The organism is Pseudomonas ulcerans, from assembly GCF_036324125.1.
Lineage (GTDB): Bacteria > Pseudomonadota > Gammaproteobacteria > Pseudomonadales > Pseudomonadaceae > Aquipseudomonas > Aquipseudomonas ulcerans.
Genome location: NZ_JAZDQN010000002.1, coordinates 252,946 through 269,271, shown reverse-complemented (window position 1 = coordinate 269,271; position 16,326 = coordinate 252,946). Strand labels below are relative to the sequence as shown.

General features: G+C 64.0%; 15 protein-coding genes. 5 read left to right on the top strand and 10 right to left on the bottom strand.

The genetic code is table 11. From position 1 onward, the window contains the following. The first annotated feature begins 62 nt into the window (after positions 1-62). Entirely contained in the window at positions 63-770 is a 708-nt protein-coding gene (locus tag V0R59_RS03190) for a CerR family C-terminal domain-containing protein (protein WP_330073086.1), read from the top strand. Positions 771-1,008: 238 nt separating this feature from the next. Beyond that, entirely contained in the window at positions 1,009-2,310 is a 1,302-nt protein-coding gene (locus V0R59_RS03185) for an MFS transporter (RefSeq protein ID WP_330073087.1), read from the top strand. 53 nt (positions 2,311-2,363) lie between these two features. On the opposite strand, the gene V0R59_RS03180 is transcribed toward V0R59_RS03185, so the two are convergent. The 8 genes from V0R59_RS03180 to V0R59_RS03145 form a co-directional block, all read right to left on the bottom strand. Next, positions 2,364-3,227, bottom strand: a complete 864-nt coding sequence (locus V0R59_RS03180; RefSeq protein ID WP_330073088.1) for an aldose 1-epimerase — start codon at positions 3,225-3,227, stop codon at positions 2,364-2,366. Between the two features lie 24 nt (positions 3,228-3,251). Then, complete coding sequence (locus V0R59_RS03175) at positions 3,252-4,163, bottom strand: DMT family transporter (RefSeq protein ID WP_330073089.1); 912 nt, start codon at positions 4,161-4,163, stop codon at positions 3,252-3,254. A gap of 140 nt (positions 4,164-4,303) precedes the next feature. Then, positions 4,304-5,584: a TRAP transporter large permease gene (locus tag V0R59_RS03170; protein ID WP_075803555.1), complete on the bottom strand. Its 1,281-nt coding sequence runs from the start codon at positions 5,582-5,584 to the stop codon at positions 4,304-4,306. Next, positions 5,585-6,112 (bottom strand): TRAP transporter small permease, encoded by a 528-nt coding sequence (locus V0R59_RS03165; protein ID WP_330073090.1) that lies wholly within the window; start codon positions 6,110-6,112, stop codon positions 5,585-5,587. It abuts the gene before it with no gap. 61 nt (positions 6,113-6,173) lie between these two features. Beyond that, on the bottom strand, positions 6,174-7,139 hold the full coding sequence (locus tag V0R59_RS03160) for a TRAP transporter substrate-binding protein (protein ID WP_330073091.1): 966 nt from the start codon (positions 7,137-7,139) through the stop codon (positions 6,174-6,176). A 67-nt stretch (positions 7,140-7,206) separates the two neighbouring features. Next, positions 7,207-8,088 (bottom strand): glucurono-1,5-lactonase, encoded by an 882-nt coding sequence (locus V0R59_RS03155; RefSeq protein ID WP_330073092.1) that lies wholly within the window; start codon positions 8,086-8,088, stop codon positions 7,207-7,209. Between the two features lie 25 nt (positions 8,089-8,113). Continuing rightward, a complete protein-coding gene (locus V0R59_RS03150) occupies positions 8,114-8,920 on the bottom strand; it encodes an NAD-dependent epimerase/dehydratase family protein (RefSeq protein ID WP_330073093.1) in 807 nt (268 codons plus the stop codon). Between the two features lie 137 nt (positions 8,921-9,057). Continuing rightward, positions 9,058-10,296: an OprD family porin gene (locus V0R59_RS03145; RefSeq protein ID WP_330073094.1), complete on the bottom strand. Its 1,239-nt coding sequence runs from the start codon at positions 10,294-10,296 to the stop codon at positions 9,058-9,060. 597 nt (positions 10,297-10,893) lie between these two features. Here V0R59_RS03145 and V0R59_RS03140 point away from each other — a divergent pair. Beyond that, a complete protein-coding gene (locus tag V0R59_RS03140) occupies positions 10,894-11,871 on the top strand; it encodes a helix-turn-helix domain-containing protein (RefSeq protein WP_330073095.1) in 978 nt (325 codons plus the stop codon). Between the two features lie 121 nt (positions 11,872-11,992). Here V0R59_RS03140 and V0R59_RS03135 read toward each other — a convergent pair whose 3' ends face one another. Together V0R59_RS03135 and V0R59_RS03130 are read right to left on the bottom strand one after the other, a co-directional pair. Further along, positions 11,993-13,912, bottom strand: a complete 1,920-nt coding sequence (locus tag V0R59_RS03135) for a tyrosine-protein phosphatase (protein ID WP_330073096.1) — start codon at positions 13,910-13,912, stop codon at positions 11,993-11,995. Between the two features lie 129 nt (positions 13,913-14,041). Next, on the bottom strand, positions 14,042-14,995 hold the full coding sequence (locus tag V0R59_RS03130) for a LysR substrate-binding domain-containing protein (RefSeq protein WP_330073097.1): 954 nt from the start codon (positions 14,993-14,995) through the stop codon (positions 14,042-14,044). 124 nt (positions 14,996-15,119) lie between these two features. Between V0R59_RS03130 and V0R59_RS03125 the strand changes: the two genes are divergently transcribed. Together V0R59_RS03125 and V0R59_RS03120 are read left to right on the top strand one after the other, a co-directional pair. Continuing rightward, positions 15,120-15,854, top strand: coding sequence for an AzlC family ABC transporter permease (locus tag V0R59_RS03125; RefSeq protein ID WP_330073098.1), 735 nt, complete (start codon positions 15,120-15,122; stop codon positions 15,852-15,854). Continuing rightward, positions 15,851-16,177: an AzlD domain-containing protein gene (locus V0R59_RS03120; protein ID WP_330073099.1), complete on the top strand. Its 327-nt coding sequence runs from the start codon at positions 15,851-15,853 to the stop codon at positions 16,175-16,177. Before V0R59_RS03125 ends, V0R59_RS03120 begins: the two co-directional genes overlap by 4 nt. Positions 16,178-16,326: the final 149 nt, after the last annotated feature.

Below are 16,326 nucleotides of genomic sequence, written 5' to 3'. Positions count from 1 at the left end.
TCGGTATAATTTTCAGGGTCGCTTGGGCATAATCGGCCGCATGCAGCCGACAGGGGATTGATGTGAAAGCGACGACGCGACGACGCCAGGACAGCAGCAGTGGCTACCAATGCGGTGACGAAAGCAGCGCCCGCCTGCTGGCCGTGGCCCTGGAGCGCTTTGGCGAACAGGGATTCGAAGGCGCGTCCACGCGTGATATCGCCGAGCGTGCGGGCCTGAATGCGCCAGCGCTGAACTACTACTTTCGCAACAAGCACGGGCTTTACCTGGCCTGCGTGGAGTACATGACCCAGCGCGTCAGCGAAGCGTTGAGCCCGGCCATCGAGCAGGCAGAAGCGACCGTTGCAGGCGGTGCTGATCGGGAAACCCTGATCGAAGCGTTCTGTGCGCTTCACCGCAGCATTGCCCAGCTCATGCTGCGTTCGCCGGAGACCGCCGGATGGCGCAAGTTCTACGCCCGCGAACAGGCAGGCCTGGGCCCAGGAGATGGCGAGCAGCAGATGCACGCCGTGGTCGGCCAACGCCTGCTTGCGGTGACTTGCACACTGGTTGCCCGTTTGCGCGGCCAGACGGAGGTCGACCAGGCCAGCACCTTGCGGGCAATCACGCTGCACGGCCAACTGCTGCCGTTCCACCTGACCCCAGGCGTAACCCTGGCTGCCCTCGGCTGGCAGGACTTCGCGGGCGAGCGCTTCGAGCAGGTCATCGAGATGGTCTGTGAGCAGACCCGTACGTTGCTGCTGGGGATTGCCCCGCTCTCGATCAACTAGCCCTCCACGACCAGAACCTGGCCGATTTCACATCAGCCAGGCCTGCTGGCGCTCGCCACGACATCGTACAACATACCCATCACCCGTCAGAACAACGCCAGAATCAAGGTAATATCCTGCAAATAATGTTGTACGACGACACACAACGTGACATCCTTTTCGTGGAAACAATTTGTCTCAATTAGCCATGCCAGCACCGAGACAACACCGCACCGCTAAAAATAACTCCAGGTGAACCATGAAAATAAAAGGCATCCGTTGGTGGATGGTCAGCCTTGTCACGGCTGGTCTCGTCGTCAACTACCTCGCTCGCAACACCCTCTCGGTGGCTGCCCCCACCCTGATGACCGACCTCTCCATCTCCACCGCTGAATACGCCAAGATCGTCGCCGCCTGGCAGTTCTGCTATGCGCTGATGCAGCCGATCGCCGGCTGGCTGATCGACTTTATCGGCACCAAGCTCGGCTTCGCCGTGTTCGCCCTGGCCTGGTCCGCCGCCTGCGCCGGCGCTGCCCTGGCAAGCGGCTGGCAAAGCATGGCGTTCATGCGCGGGCTGCTGGGCATGACCGAAGCCGCCGGCCTGCCCGCCGGGGTCAAGGCCACCACCGAGTGGTTCCCGGCCAAGGAACGTTCGGTGGCGATCGGCTGGTTCAATATCGGTTCGTCGTTCGGCGCCCTGCTCGCCCCGCCGCTGGTGGTCTGGGCGATCCTGCACAGTGGCTGGCAACTGGCCTTTGTCCTGGTCGGCGTCGCCGGGATCATCTGGACCCTGCTGTGGATGCTGCTCTACAAGCACCCACGGGACCAGAAACGCCTGAGCGACGAAGAGCGCGAGCACATCCTCTCCGGCCAGGAAGCCCACTTCAAACAGGAAAAGCGCGAGCCCGGCGCCTGGAAAAAGATTTTCAAGACCCGCAACTTCTACGCCATCGCCTCCGCGCGCATCCTCTCGGAACCGGCCTGGCAGACCTTCAACGCCTGGATCCCGCTGTACCTGATGACCGAGCGGCACATGAACATCAAGGAAGTCGCGATGTTCGCCTGGCTGCCGTTCCTCGCCGCGGATATCGGCTGCGTGCTCGGCGGCTACCTGAGCCCGTGGTTCCACCGCTACTTCAAGGTGTCGCTGTTCACCTCGCGCAAGATGGTCCTGGTGTTCGGCGCCAGCTGCATGATCGGCCCGGCCTGCATCGGCCTGGTGGAAAGCCCGTACACCGCGATCCTGCTCCTGTGCATCGGCGGCTTCGCCCACCAGACCCTGTCCGGCGCGCTGTACTCGATCACCTCCGACTCGTTCACCCGTGACCAGGTCGCCACCGCCACCGGCATGGGCGGGATGTGCGGCTACCTCGGGGCAACGGTGTTCACCCTGGCGTTCGGCATCCTGGTCACCCAGATCGGCTACAGCCCGCTGTTCGTGGTGCTGGCGGCGTTCGATATCGTTGCCGCGCTGCTGGTATGGAAGGTGGCGAAGGAAGTGACTGCAACTCCTATTCCGCACCCGGCAACTACCAGCGCAAGCAACCAGGCCATCGCCTGACATCCGCAAAAGACAAGTGCCGCAATCGCGGCCCTTTTTTATGTGTGGAAGCGTCAAACTGGCTGGTATTGCAACCTGAATCCCAGGCTCGCCTCCTCGCCCTGCTCTAGCAAGCGCAACCCCGGCCGCCCCGGCAAGTGATGGGCATTGACCGGATGGCTCACCGGCTCGACGCAGAAGAACGGCTTGTCCTGCGGACAGAACAACAGGAAGTAATCCGCTCCCGTGGCCTGGCACTCCAACCGATAACCCGGCTGCTCGATCACACAATCGCCCGCCCAGCCACTGAACGCATGATCCACCTGTCGCTCAGGCAACGCAGCAAGCTCCGGGAAATGCCAGTCCCCGGGAATCTCAGCCTCGTAAGACGGCAGCCTACCCTCCTCCGCCAGCCACACCCGACGCGCCGCCGCCCGCAAGCGGGTCTGCGGATAGCGGGGAAAGTACGGGTGCAGTCCCAACCCATACCAGTTGGCCTTCTCGTCCAGATGGGTCACATGCAGATCCAGGTTCAGGCAGCCCTCGTGCAGATGAATATCCAGCGTCGCCTGATAGGCGAACGGCCATTCGCTGTCGAGGGTCAGGCGCACCCGCCGCTCGCTGTGATGATCGACCTGCCAGGCCTGTTGCCAGGCACTGCCGTGGATCGGGTAAGGGTCGTGATCGGTATTCGGTGCCAGCGTCTGCCAGCCATCGGGACGCTCGAAGCCGCCGCCAGCGATGCGGTTGGACCAAGGCAGCAATGGATAGCAGCCCAGCCGCCGCGGCGTTCCCGCCGCCTTGGCCTCTTCGTCGGCATGACGCAGCAGCGCCTCCCCGGTCGCCCTCACCTCCCAGTTGACCAGGCTGCCGCCCAGCTCGGGGGCGATACTCAGGCGGGTCAGGCGGTCTTGCAGATACAACTCGGATAAGGCCATCGAAGGCTCCTGTGGATAAAGGTCTCAGCCGCTCCTGCGCCAGGTAAGCAGGACGATGCCCGCCACCACCACCGCGCCGCCGAGCAGTTGCAGGCCACTCAGGTGCTGGTCGAGCAAGGCCCAGCCCAGCAGCAAGGTGGCGATGGGTTCGATATTCATCACCGGTGCGTTCTGCGCCATGTTCAGCCTTGGCACGCAGACGAACAGCAGCGTGAAGGCCACACCGTAGAGCACCACCAGGCTCGCCAGCGCCAACCAGCCGGTGCCGCTGCCGGGCGCCGACAAGCCGGCCGGCATCACCCCACTCATGCCAGCGAGCAGCATGCTGGAGAAAACGATGACCAGGGTCAGCAGGCTGCGCACCGGTCCACGCAGGGCGGCCAGCTTGTGATCGGTGATCCACAGCGCGCAGGCGAATGCGCACGCGGCGCAAAAGGCCAGGCTGACGCCGAGGGTCCAGTGCGGATTGGCCGAGCTGCTGTCGGCCAGGCGCGCCGGGACATCCAGGGCCAGCACCAGCCCGCAGAGAATCAGGCCCATGAACAGCACCGTGCGGCCCGTGGGACGCGGCCCGCCCAAGGCCCAGCTCAACAGCGCCAGCAGCATCGGAAAGGTATTGCCCACCAGCAAGGCCAGCGCCACCGGAATCCGCGCCACGGCCGAATACAAGCAAAGGCTCTGGGTGGCGATCAGCAAGCCGAGCAGCAGTTGCCAGCGCAGGGTTCCGGCCGGCAGTGCCAGCGGCTGGCGTTGCCAGGCCAGCAACCCGGCCAGTACCAGCAAGGTGATGCCGGAGCGACAGAGAATCGCCAGCAACACCCCGGTACCGTCATCGAAGGCAAAGCGGGCGGCGATATGGTTGCCGGCGAAGGAACAGGCCAGCAGCGCGAGAAGCGCGATCGCCAGCTTGCGGGGAAAGGGAGCGGGAACAGCCATGTGCAGGATCCATGTGCGAAAGGCTCGGCGGTTGTTGGGGCTGCTTTGCAGCCCTTCGCGAGCAAGCTCGCTCCCACGGAGGCATCGCGGCACCTGTGGGAGCGAGCTTGCTCGCGAAGGGCCGCAAAGCGGCCCCAGGCTTACAGCACGACGCTAGGCAGCCAGAGAGAGATTGCAGGAATGTAGGTCACCGCCATCAGCACCATGAACAGCGCCAGGTAGAACGGCAGCAGCGCCTTCACCGTGGACTCGATCGACACCTTGCCGATGGCCGAGCCGACGAACAGCACTGCCCCCACCGGTGGCGTGATCAGGCCGATGCCCAGGTTCACCAGCATGATCATGCCGAAGTGCACCGGGTCGACGCCGATGCCGTTGATCACCGGCAACAGGATCGGCGTGAGGATCAGGATCAGCGGCGCCATGTCCATCACCGTGCCCAGCAGCAGCAACATGAAGTTGATGCACATCAGGATCACGTAGCGGTTATCCGACAGGGTCAGGAACGCCGTGGTGATCTTCGACGGGATCTGCATCAGGGTCATGACATAGCCGAAGCTCGCCGCGAAGCCGATCAGGATCATTACGATGGAGATGGTCCGCACGGTGCGGTGCATCAGCTTGGGCAGGTCGCGCCACTTGTAGTCGCGGTAGATGAACATGGTCACGAAGAACGACCAGACCACCGCCACCGCCGCCGACTCGGTCGCGGTGAACACGCCCGAGAGGATGCCGCCGAGGATGATGACCATGGCCATCAGGCCCCAGAGTGCCTCGCCGGCAATCTTCAGCGCCTGGCGCAGCGGAATCACCTCGCCCTTGGGGTAGTTGCGCTTCTTCGCGAAGATCAGGCACAGGCCCATCATCACGGCGCTGAGCAGCAACCCGGGCATGACTCCAGCCATGAACAGCGAAGCGATGGACACCGTACCGCCGGCTGCCAACGAGTAGAGCACCGAGTTGTGGCTGGGCGGGGTCAGCAGGGCCTGTACCGAACCACTGACGGTCACCGCGGTGGAGAACTCGCGGGGATAACCCTTGCGCTCCATCTCGGGAATCAGCACGGAACCCACCGACGCGGTGTCGGCCACCGACGAGCCGGAGATCGCGCCGAAGAAGGTCGAGGCCATGATGTTGACCAGCGACAGCCCGCCACGGACGAAGCCCACCAGCACCCCGGCGAACGCCACCAGGCGCCGCGACATGCCGCCCTCGGCCATGATCGCGCCGGCCAGGACGAAGAACGGAATGGCCAGCAGGGAGAACTTGTTCACGCCGCTGGCGACCTGGATCATCATCGCCTGCAGCGGGATGTCGATCCACCAGGCGCCGATCAGCGCCGCCAGGCCCAGGGCATAGGCCACCGGCATGCCGATAAGGATGAGCAGGATGAAGCTGCCCAACAGAATGAAGGCATCCATTTATGCAGCTCCTTCGTTTTCTTCCACCAGGTCGAAGCGCACCACCTTGCGGTGGCTCTGGTCGCCCAGCATGAGTTTTTCCAGCACGAAGCTCAGGGTCAGCAGGCCGCCGATGGGAATCGGCGCGTAGGTCATGCCCACGCGCACGCCGGGCAGCGAGGCGAGAAACTGGTTCCAGGTGGTGATGCACAGCTTGGCGCCGTACCAGGTCATGAACAGGCAGACCAGGATCATCAGCACCTGCACCAGCACCGACACCCCGGCGCGCAGCGGCGGCGGCAGGCGATCGGTCGCCATCGACACCGCCATGTGCGCCCCGGCGCGATAGCTCGCGGCGGCGCCGACGAAGGTGAACACCACCATCAGCAGGATCGCCACCGGCTCCGGCCAACTGGAGCCGGTGCCGAGGATGTAGCGGGCGAAGATGCCCCAGGGGATGATCAGGGTCATGGCCAGGACCGACAGGCCCGCCACCCAGATGCAGCCGCGGTAAAGCGTGTCGTTCACGCGCAGGAAGAGCGATTTCATAAGCATCACCAAGGCAGCCGTGCGGCACTGGCCGCACGGCGGGGTCGATGTGGAAAAGGGATTACTCGACGGCGTCGATGCGCTTCATCAGGTCGGCGTATTGCGCGCCGTACTTCTCGCGCACCGGGGCGGTCGCGTCATAGAACGGCTTCTTGTCGACGACGATGAACTCGACCCCGGCAGCCTTGAGCTTCTCTTCGCTGGCGGCCGACTTGGCGTCCCACAGCGCGCGCTCCTCGAACTGCGCCTCGCGGGCGACCTTCTTCACCAGGGCCTGCTGGTCCGGGGTCAGCTTGTTCCAGGTGGTCTTCGACATCACTACCGGCTCCGGCAGGATCAGATGGCTGGTGAGGGTGAAGTACTTGGCGTTCTGGAAGTGGTTGTGTTCGAGCAGGGTCGGCGGATTGTTCTCGGCGCCGTCTATCACGCCGGTCTGCAGGGCGCTGAAGATCTCGCCGGTGTCCATGGCGATGCCGTTGCCACCCATGGCGTTCATCATGTCGATGAACAGCGGGTTGCCCTGCACGCGGATCTTCATGCCCTTGAGGTCTTCCAGCGAGCGCACCGGCTTCTTGGTGTAGAGGCTGCGGGTGCCGCCATCCATCCAGGCCAGGGCGACCAGGTTGAATTCGGAGTTGGTGATCTTGTCGAGGATTTCCTGGCCGATCTCGCCGTCGATGACCTTGCGCATGTGCTCATGGTCGCGGAACACGAACGGCATGTTGAACACGTTCACGTCCGGTACCACCGGGCCGACGATCCCCAGGCTGACCCGGGCCATCTGTACCGCGCCGATCTGCGCCTGCTCGATCACCTCCTTTTCGGAGCCGAGCACGCCACCGGCGAACATCTTGAACTTGATTTCGCCGTTGCTGGCCTCTTCAAGCTTCTTGCCCATGTTCTGCTCGGCGACCACGGTCGGGTAGCCGGCCGGATGCACGTCGGCGAACTTGATGTCCAGGGCAAAAGCGGACGCGGAAAAGACGAAAGGAAGTGCGGCAAGAAGCAGCTTGCGTTTGAAGGTCATGGTGAAGCTCCGTGTTTTGTTGTTATCCGGTTTGGCTTGTATGACGGCAGGTTGTGCGGTGCAGCGGTCAGTAGCGAGCGGCGGGTTCCTCCAGGCCTTTGGTGCCAGGGTCCAGGGCGAACACACCGCCGGCCAGGGGCTGGTCGGAGAGGTCGACGCCCCCGGGGCGGATCGAGGTGACGAACAGGGTGTCGAGGTTGGCGCCACCGAAAGCGCACATGGCCGGTTTCTTCACCGGCACTTCCAGCGAGCGATCAAGGCGACCGTCCGGGGTGAAACGGTGGATCAGGCCGGCATCGTTGCCGCAGATCCAGTAGCAACCGTCCTGGTCGATGGCGGCGCCATCGGGGCGGCCGGGATGGTCGTGCATATCGACGAAGACCCGCTGGTTGCGCGGCGTGCCAGTGTCGGTGTCATAGTCGAAGACCCACACCGTCTGCACGCTCGGGTGCGAATCGGAGAGGTACATCAGCCTGCCATCGGGGCTGAACGCCAGGCCATTGGGCACCAGCATGCCGTCGAGCTGACGGTGCAGGCGGCCTTCGCCGTCATGCCGGTACAGCGCGCCGGCCGGCACGCCTTGCTGCATGTCCATGACCATGGTGCCGGCCCAGAAACGACCCTGGCGGTCGCAACGGCCATCGTTGAAGCGCATGCCGTCACGGGCATGGGTCACCGGGCTGAGCAGGCGGCTGTCGAGACGGCCATCGGCCGTGGCGGTCACCTGGAAGATCCCGCTTTCCATGCCCGCCACCCAGCCGTCGCCGGAGCGGGCGATGCAGGCCAGCATTTCATCGCCCTGCCAGACCTGGTGCGCGCCATCCGCCGCACGCCAGCGATGCAACTGGCGCGCCGGGATATCGGCCCAGTACAGGGCCTGTTCGCCGGCGTGCCACACCGGGCTTTCGCCGGTCGCGTTGCGGGCGTCGACGATCAGTTCGCAATTCATGGGCAGGCCTCCTGGCGCGCGGGGATCAGTTGAAGGGGCCGGCCGCGACGAAGGCGCCGCCCTGGTAGACCATCGAAGGATCGTCGGCGGCCAGCGCCGGCTGGGCCTCCACTTGCGCGCGGAACACCTCGGAGCTGTCCTTGGGCACGTAGCCCAGGTGCTCGGCGTAGCGGTTGTCCCACCATACGGTGCGGTTGTCGGAGGTGCCGTAGACGATGGTGTGGCCGACGTTGGCGGTGGTCAGGCCGCGCTGGATCAGCTGGGTCAGGTCGTCGTAGCTCAGCCAGGTGCAGAGCATGCGCGGGTTCTGTGGCTGGTCGAAAGACGAGCCGATGCGGATGCTCACGGTCTCGATGCCGTAGCGGTCGAAGTAGAAACTGGCAACGTCCTCGCCGTAGCACTTGGACAGGCCGTAGTAGCTGTCCGGACGGCGCGGCGAACGGGCGTCGATGCGCTCATCCTGACGATAGAAGCCGATGGTGTGGTTGGAGCTGGCGAAGATGATGCGCTTGACCCCGTGCTTGCGTGCCGCCTCGTAGATGTGGAACACGCCGCAGATGTTGGGGCCGAGGATGTCTTCGAAGGAATGCTCGGTGGACACGCCGCCGAAGTGGAGGATGGCGTCGACGCCTTCCACCAGGGCATGCACCGCGGCCTTGTCGGCGAGATCGCAGGTCACGACTTCTTCGTGGGGGCCGGCAGCGGGGGCCATGGGACTGATATCGGACAGGCGCAGAACCTCGGTAAAGCCTTGCAGGCGCTCGCGGAGGATCTTGCCCAGGCCGCCTGCGGCTCCGGTGAGCAGCAGGCGATTGAACGGAGTTGTGGTCATGGCCGGCTCTGTCTTGTTATTGATTGTTGTAGGTTGTCGTACGACTAAACCGATTATCGACAGCGATTCCCGCGCTTGTCAACGTAAAACCCACTCGGCGGCGAGGCCGATGCGCGACCTCGCCGCCGAGTGCGGTGTTACAGCAGCGATAGCGGGTAGTTGAAGATCAGGCGGTTCTCGTCGAATTCGTTGTTGCTGTAGTCGCGACGGATGCTGGAGTTGCGCCAGCGGATGCTCAGGTTCTTGAAGGTGCCGCTCTGGATCACATAGGCCAGTTCGGATTCGCGCACCCATTCCTTGCCGTCGGTGATGGCGCCGACGTGCACGTCCTGGCCGCTGATGTAGCGGTTCATCAGGGTCAGGCCGGGTACGCCGACACCGGCGAAGTTGAAGTCGTGACGCACCTGCCAGGAACGTTCCTCGGCATTGTCGAAGCTGGAGTTGTAGCTGTCGTTGGCCAGAGTGCCGCCGCTGGTGCCGTTGACCCGCATCCAGGTGTTGCCGTCGACGCGCTGCAGGCCCAGGTAGAAGGTGCTGCTGCCGTACTTGGCGGAGAACATGCCCGACCAGGTCTTGTTGTCGAGCTTGCCGGCGCGGGCGGCGCCATCATCGTCGCCATGGAAGTAGCCGAGGTTGGCACCGAGGGTCCAGTCGCCCAGCGGCTGCAGATGGCTGACCTGCAGGTACTGCTGCTCGTAGACATCCTTGAGCACTGCGTTCCACAGGCCGAACAGGGTGCGGTCCTGGTTGAACTTGTATTCGCCGCCGACGAAGTTGAAGCGGTCCGACACCCCGGCGCCGTAGCTCATGTCTTCCATGCTCGCGTCGTTGCGCGGGCTGTTGCCGCGGAACTGGCCGCCGTACAGCGTCAGCCCGGCAATCTCGTTGGAAGTGACCTGGCCGCCGCGGAAAGTCTGCGGCAGCGAGCGACCGTCGTCCGAGCGCAGGATCGGCAGCACCGGCATCCACTCACCGACCTTCAGCTCGGTCTTGGAAATGCGCATCTTCCCCGCCACCGCCAGGCGCCCGTAGTCATCGGCCGGGCGACCGTCGTCATGCCGCGGCAGCAGTGCCGTGCCATAGGTGCCGCCACCGCCATCCAGCTTGACCGACCACAACCCCAGCACATCGGCACCGAACCCCACCGTGCCCTCGGTAAACCCGGAGCGGGCATCGAGGATGAAGCTCTGGGTCCACTCCTCGGCCTTGCTCTGCGGGTTGGCAGGGTTGGTGAAGTTGCGGTTGATGTAGAAGTTGCGCAGGCCGAGGGTGGCCTTCGAGTCATCGATGAAACCGGCGGCAGTGCTGGTGCCTGGCAGGCTGGCGAGCAGGCCGGTGCCGATCAGGGTGAAAGGAAGGGTGTGGCGGATTTTCATTATTGTTGTGCTCCCTGAGGGTGTGGCAGTCCGTCCACCGGGCGCGCGTGGGCGGCCTGCGGCATAGGGCGGGTGGCTTGGGGTGAAACCTGGAGTTCGCGGTGGGTCAGATGCCCACGGAGATACACGGCGAGCCGAATGGGCTGGCCGGGGAAATCGGGAGATGGGAGACGTGCTGGTGGAACGAAGGTGATGTCGACATGGGCAGGTTCACTGTTTTTAATTTTTGTTGTGTGTTGTCGTACAACATGCCGAATTATTAACAAGGGATGGAAGGAGTGTCAACGGTTTGGGCGAACGCTGTGGGGCGTTTGATTTATTCAGGTATGTCGATGTACTGGGCCTGTGCTTAAGTCGATAGCTCTAGCTCGGGGATTCTTAAGACAGCCAAGACATACGATGACGAGATGAAGATCGGGATTCACAGAGACTGTTTGATCGTGTTCATCCAGCCCCCCGGAGCGGCAGGTCTCGGGACCGCTAGCGCGGTCCATCGCTGGCAAGCCAGCTCCCACAGGGACATATGGTGCGCCATCATCAGGCTGTAACCACCCTCCCCTATCCTGCTTTTCCCCAGAATCCCCTCGAAGACCAACAATGAATCTGGACCCAGCCAGCCCCCGCCAGTCCTTCATGATCCGCTCCGACAACATGAGCACCGACGATTTCGGCGCGCTGTTCACGCGCATGTTCGGCAACCTCTACGCCGGCATGCCGCGCCCCGATCGCCAGGTGGCCATCGCCGGGGTCTACGGCCGCTACGACGGCGTGAGCTTTCGCAACCTGAGTTTCCGTGGCGACCTGCTTACCGGCCTGCCCGACGCCGAGGACGAGATCACCTTCGTCTTCCCCACCGCCGGACGCATCGTCTTCAGCCATTCCAGCGAGATCATCGGCACCCCGCAGATCGGCCTTGCCGTGGAAAAGACCTCGGTCAAGTCAGTGAGCTTCATCGATGGCCATTCGCAGTACGGCATGTCGATCCGCCGCTCGGTGTTCGCCCGCCGTCTGTCACTCCTGCTGGGCAAGCCGATCCTCCAGCCCATTCGTTTCCGTCCCATGGTCGACCTCGCTTCGGACACCTTCCAGGGCATCAAGGCCATCGTCGGCATGGCCACCGGCAACGAATTCGACCAGTTGATGACCGCCAGCTCGCTGATGCCCAGCCGCCTTCAGGAAATGCTGGTGGATTCGGTGCTGGAGGTCTGGCCGCACAACTACAGCGAGGCGCTGAAACGCCCTCAGAAAGTGATCGCTCCGCGCCATGTGAAGCTGGCCGTGGAATACCTCCACGAGCACCCGGACGCCCTGGTCAGCGGCAGCGAACTGGCCGGGCTGAGCAATGTCAGCCTGCGCGCCCTGCAGGATGGTTTCCGCCGTTTCGTCGGAACCTCCATCGTCAGCTACCAACGCCAGGTGCGCCTGCAACGAGCCTACGACGTGCTCAAGCAGGGCACCTCGCAATCCATCAGCGAAATTGCCCTGGCCCTGGGCTTCAGCAATGTCGGGCGGTTCTGTCAGTACTTCCAGAGTGCCTACGGCATCAGTCCGGCGGAGCTGCGTAGGGGGCATTGAACTTGGGGCTGCTTTGCAGCCCTTCGTGAGCAAGCAAACTCCCACAGCTCACATTCCCGTGGGAGCGAGCTCGTCGGGGCGCCGAACCGTCGCGAAGGGCCGCAAAGCGGCCCCAATAGCATCAAAACTGATAGCTGGCCTTGAGGTTGCCGCTGACACCATGGCTGTCACCGCCACCGATCACCCCGACCTCCGCTCCCACGCTGAAGTCCCCCAGGCCTGCATTCAGGCTGAACGCACCATTGAACTGGTCGCGCCCATCGAAGGCCGCACGCTGCTCGATATCCAGCCCCAGCAGGTGGCCCTGGCTGTCGACCTTGTTGTCGCCCAACCCATGCTCGTAACCAACCTCGACCGCCGGCGTCAGTTGCCAGCCCGCGCCCAGCGCCCGCGGCGCGAAAGATGCCTTGAGATTGGCGACCGCACTGCGACGGGTTTCCTTGATCCCGTCCACCTTCAGCGCCAGCTCGCTGCCCTTTTCCTGGAAGCCATCCAGATCGACACGGCTGACCCGCACGCCCAGGCTCGGCTCCAGGGTCACGCCAGACAACGGCAGGCGATACCCCAGGGCCAGGCTCGCACCGACCAGCGAGCCGTCGGTCTCGCCCTTCGCGCTGCCGAGGCCGCCACCGAGTTCACGCTTGCTGTCGTAGTCGAGACGGCCGCCATTCACACCGGCATCAAGGTAAAGGCCACGCTCCAGCGTCTCGAAGGCGAAGCGAGCGCCACCCTTGATGAAGGTCAGGTCGGTATCCACCTCACCACCGGCCGCACCGACGTTGCCACGGCTGTAGCCGATGCCGGCGTGGGCGCTGAGCTGTTCGCTGAAACGCTGGGTCAGGCCGACCATCATGCCCTGGGTGTGCTCGTTGCTGCTCGCCGCGCGGGACGAGCCGTCGTTGCCCTGGTAGCCCGCCAGCGCAGTAGTCCACAGGCGGTACTGGCCGATCTTCAGGTCGGTGCCGCTGGCGAACGGAGCACCAGCCTTGTCCAGCAGCGCGCCCTGGCGCAGCAGGTAGCTGGCGGCATCGGCATGCACCTGACCGCCGACGCGGGCTTCGACGCCGCCCAGGCTGCCGGCGTCGATGGCCGATTGCAGGTAGTAGTTGTACGCCGTGTAGTCGCCGGACAGGCTGCTGTTCTGCAACTGCGAGAGCAACTGCGCACCGGCCGCCGAATTGCCCTCAAGGCCGGCGGTGCCCGGCAGGCTGTTGTAGAACACCATCTTGCCGCGCAGCACATAGATCGTTTCCTGGGACAACCCCAGGCCTTCCTTGAGGTAGTTGTCCATGCTGCCGTATTCGGCGGTGACTTCATCCAGGCCGGCCTGCAGGTAGCTGGCCTGCACGCCGAGCAACGGCGCGTAGATCGCCGCCATGCTCGCCGGCATCGCGGCCAGGGTCGCAGCGACACGGGTGGCGGTGTAGTCGTTGGTGGCCAGGTAGTTCTGCATGATGGTGGCGCTGTCGACACCGGCGATGCTCAGCAACACGGCGGCGGTCCAGCCGGTGCGGTCCTTGCCGGCGGTGCAGTGGAACAGCGCGGCGCCATCGGCGGCGGCCAGCTCGTTGAACAGCACGCTGAACTGGCTGCGCATGCCGCTATCGCTGACGAAGGCGCGGTTGGTCTCTTCCATCATCGCCACGGCCTGGGCGGCGCTGGTGAAGGAGATATTGGTGATGTTGGAACCTGAGGTGGTGCTGCCAATGATGTCGATGTTCTGGTAGACGGCGCCGGTCGGCAGGGTGTCCGGGGTCGCGGCGATCTCGCTCGGCGTGCGCAGGTCGTAGACGTTGCTGATGCCCAGGCTGTTCAGCACCGCCAGGTCGGTGCCTCGCGGCGTCAGGGCGTTGGAGCGGTAGAACACACCCGAACGCATGGTGCCGTCGTTGGCGGTGGTGTAGGCCGTGGTGGTCCCGGCGAGATCGCGGAAGTTGTCGATACCGGCCAGGCGCGGTGTGTCGAGTTCGTAGGTCTCGGCGGCATGGGCGGCGATGGACAGGCTGAGGGCAGACAGGGAGAACAGAACACGGAGCAGCACGGCGTAGCCTCTTTGAGCGAAGTGAGGCGGCTACTATCTTCAGGGCTCTGTGACTGAATATTACAAAACGCCGCGAGGGAAAAATCCCCGCGCGATCTGGCCGTATCCTGCGTTTTCTGTCCGTACCGCCTAGCGAAACTGGGCGATCAACCAGTCCTTCAGACGACGACAGGCCGGGTCGTCCGCCACTTCCTCCTTGCAGATCAGGTAATGCACGGTTTCCGCGAACACCAGTTCATCGCTGACCGGTCGCACCAGGCGCCCTTCCCGCAGCAGGTCGCCGACCAGGTGTTCCCAGCCCAAGGCCAGGCCCTGCCCGTCCAGGGCCATTTGCATCAACAGGACGAAGTCGTTGCTGCTGAAGCGCTGCGGCGTCTCGTTCAAAGGCAGGGATGCGCCGTGGGACTGCAGCGCGAACCACACATCCCAGTCGACCTGCTCCGACAACTGCGAGCGACCATAGGGGTTGAGGTCCAGCAGCACGCCGCGATGCAGGCCTTCGAGACTGTCCAGCCCCGGGTTCTCCTGCAGGTATCCCGGCGAGCACACCGGGTAGATGACCTCGTGGAACAACGGAATCTGCCGGTAGCCGGGACGGGGCTCGAAGATCTTGGTGATGAAGATATCCGGCTCGATCCCCGGCTCCATGGCGAGGAAATGCTGGGTGGTGATGACATTCACATCGAGGTCGGGGTTGGCGCTGAAGAAGTCCTTCATCCGTCGCGCCAGCCACAAGCCGGAAAAGGCTGGCGAACAGCACAGGGTCAGGCTGCGCTTGTCGCTCTTCTCCCGGCGAATCCGCTCGGTGGCCTGGAAGATGTTCAGCAAGGACAACTGCGCCGCATCGAACAGCGTCGCGCCGGCCGCCGTGAGGGTGACTTCGCGCCCCGTGCGGGTGAAGAGTTCGGTGCCCAGGTACAGCTCCAGGTCGCGGATCTGCCGGCTGATCGCCGCCTGGGTCACGCACAGCGCCTCGGCGGCCCGGGTGAAGTTACGGTACTTGGCCGCCGCCACGAATGAGCGCATGGCCTTGAACGACGGCATGGCGATCAGCGACTGATCGGGCGATGAGCTTTTAGCCATAACAAAAACTGCCTGGTTTTCCGGAAAAAAAGTCGATTCAGGGCGACGGCACCCAAGCCCTACACTTTATCCCACGATGCGGACGGATGCGTCTGTCATACAAAACCAAGAACCAGGAGGCGACATGCCTTTTTCCTCCGGCCGTGCCGCCTTTGCTCAGGGCGTTCGTGCCTTGCTGCCGCTGACCCCTGGCGTCATCCCCTTCGGCCTGGTGACCGGCGTGATGGCGATCAAGATGGGCATGACCCCGACCATGGCCATCGGCATGACCCTGCTGTTCTATTCCGGCTCGGCGCAGATGGTTGCCCTGCAACTTATCCACAGCGGCGTACTGCCGGTGGCGATCGTGGTTACGGCGCTGATCATCAACCTGCGCTTCATCATGTACAGCGCCTCGCTGGCGCCCCACCTGCACCAACGGCCACGGCGCTGGACCTGGCCGATGTCCTACATGCTGTCCGACCAGTCCTATGCGCTCTGCGCCTTGAGGATGTCATCCGGAGAACTGGGACGCTTCGCCCCCCAGTACTATGCAGGGACAGCGGTAACGATGTGGCTGGCGTGGAACCTGTCGGTACTGGCCGGGGTGTTTCTCGGGGGCAGCATTCCGGAAAGCTGGTCGCTGGGCTTTGCCATCCCGCTGTCATTCCTCGCCCTGCTGGTGCCGGGAATACGCAATCTGCCGGCCTTGGTCGCGGCCATCGTCGGTGGCGGGATTGCCGTGGCGGCGGTGGACCTGCCCTACAACCTCGGCCTGGTCACGGCATCGATCGGCGGGGTCATTGCCGGGGTAACGGCGGAAGGCCTGCGCAGGAAGCCGTCAGAACCGACCTACCAGGCTGAAGGAGAAAGCCAATGAGCGATCTCGCCCTGTGGTGCCTGTTCCTCGTGGTGGGGCTGGGTACCTTTGCCCTGCGCCTGTCGTTCATCGAGCTTTACGGCAACCTGAGGGTGCCGCCGCTGGTGAGCCGGGCGCTGGCCTACGTGCCGGCCAGCGTGCTGGCGGCGCTGGTCTTGCCGGCAGTGGTGTATCCGGAGGGGCATGGTGATTTCGTGCTGGGCAACCCGCAGATCCCGGCAGCTCTTCTCGCCGCCGTGGTGGCCTGGAAGACCCGCAACACCGTGCTGACCCTGGCGGTGGGGATGGGGGCGTTGTGGGGCTTGAAGATGCTTTTGCACTGAATCATCAGGTACCTGCTCTGGCCTCATCGCGGGTAAACCCGCTCCCACAGGGTGGCGAAACCTGTGGGAGCGGGTTCACCCGCGATGAGGCCGGAGAGGCCAACCAGCATCACCCAGACCCGCACCAGTTTGATGCCTCCACCCGCCCC

Coding starts and splice junctions, on each gene's coding strand:
- V0R59_RS03140 (WP_330073095.1), top strand. CDS start 10,894: ATGAATCTGGACCCAGCCAGCCCCCGCCAGTCCTTCATGATCCGCTCC.
- V0R59_RS03170 (WP_075803555.1), bottom strand. CDS start 5,584: ATGGATGCCTTCATTCTGTTGGGCAGCTTCATCCTGCTCATCCTTATC.
- V0R59_RS03145 (WP_330073094.1), bottom strand. CDS start 10,296: ATGAAAATCCGCCACACCCTTCCTTTCACCCTGATCGGCACCGGCCTG.
- V0R59_RS03160 (WP_330073091.1), bottom strand. CDS start 7,139: ATGACCTTCAAACGCAAGCTGCTTCTTGCCGCACTTCCTTTCGTCTTT.
- V0R59_RS03150 (WP_330073093.1), bottom strand. CDS start 8,920: ATGACCACAACTCCGTTCAATCGCCTGCTGCTCACCGGAGCCGCAGGC.
- V0R59_RS03120 (WP_330073099.1), top strand. CDS start 15,851: ATGAGCGATCTCGCCCTGTGGTGCCTGTTCCTCGTGGTGGGGCTGGGT.
- V0R59_RS03175 (WP_330073089.1), bottom strand. CDS start 4,163: ATGGCTGTTCCCGCTCCCTTTCCCCGCAAGCTGGCGATCGCGCTTCTC.
- V0R59_RS03165 (WP_330073090.1), bottom strand. CDS start 6,112: ATGAAATCGCTCTTCCTGCGCGTGAACGACACGCTTTACCGCGGCTGC.
- V0R59_RS03155 (WP_330073092.1), bottom strand. CDS start 8,088: ATGAATTGCGAACTGATCGTCGACGCCCGCAACGCGACCGGCGAAAGC.
- V0R59_RS03130 (WP_330073097.1), bottom strand. CDS start 14,995: ATGGCTAAAAGCTCATCGCCCGATCAGTCGCTGATCGCCATGCCGTCG.
- V0R59_RS03185 (WP_330073087.1), top strand. CDS start 1,009: ATGAAAATAAAAGGCATCCGTTGGTGGATGGTCAGCCTTGTCACGGCT.
- V0R59_RS03125 (WP_330073098.1), top strand. CDS start 15,120: ATGCCTTTTTCCTCCGGCCGTGCCGCCTTTGCTCAGGGCGTTCGTGCC.
- V0R59_RS03180 (WP_330073088.1), bottom strand. CDS start 3,227: ATGGCCTTATCCGAGTTGTATCTGCAAGACCGCCTGACCCGCCTGAGT.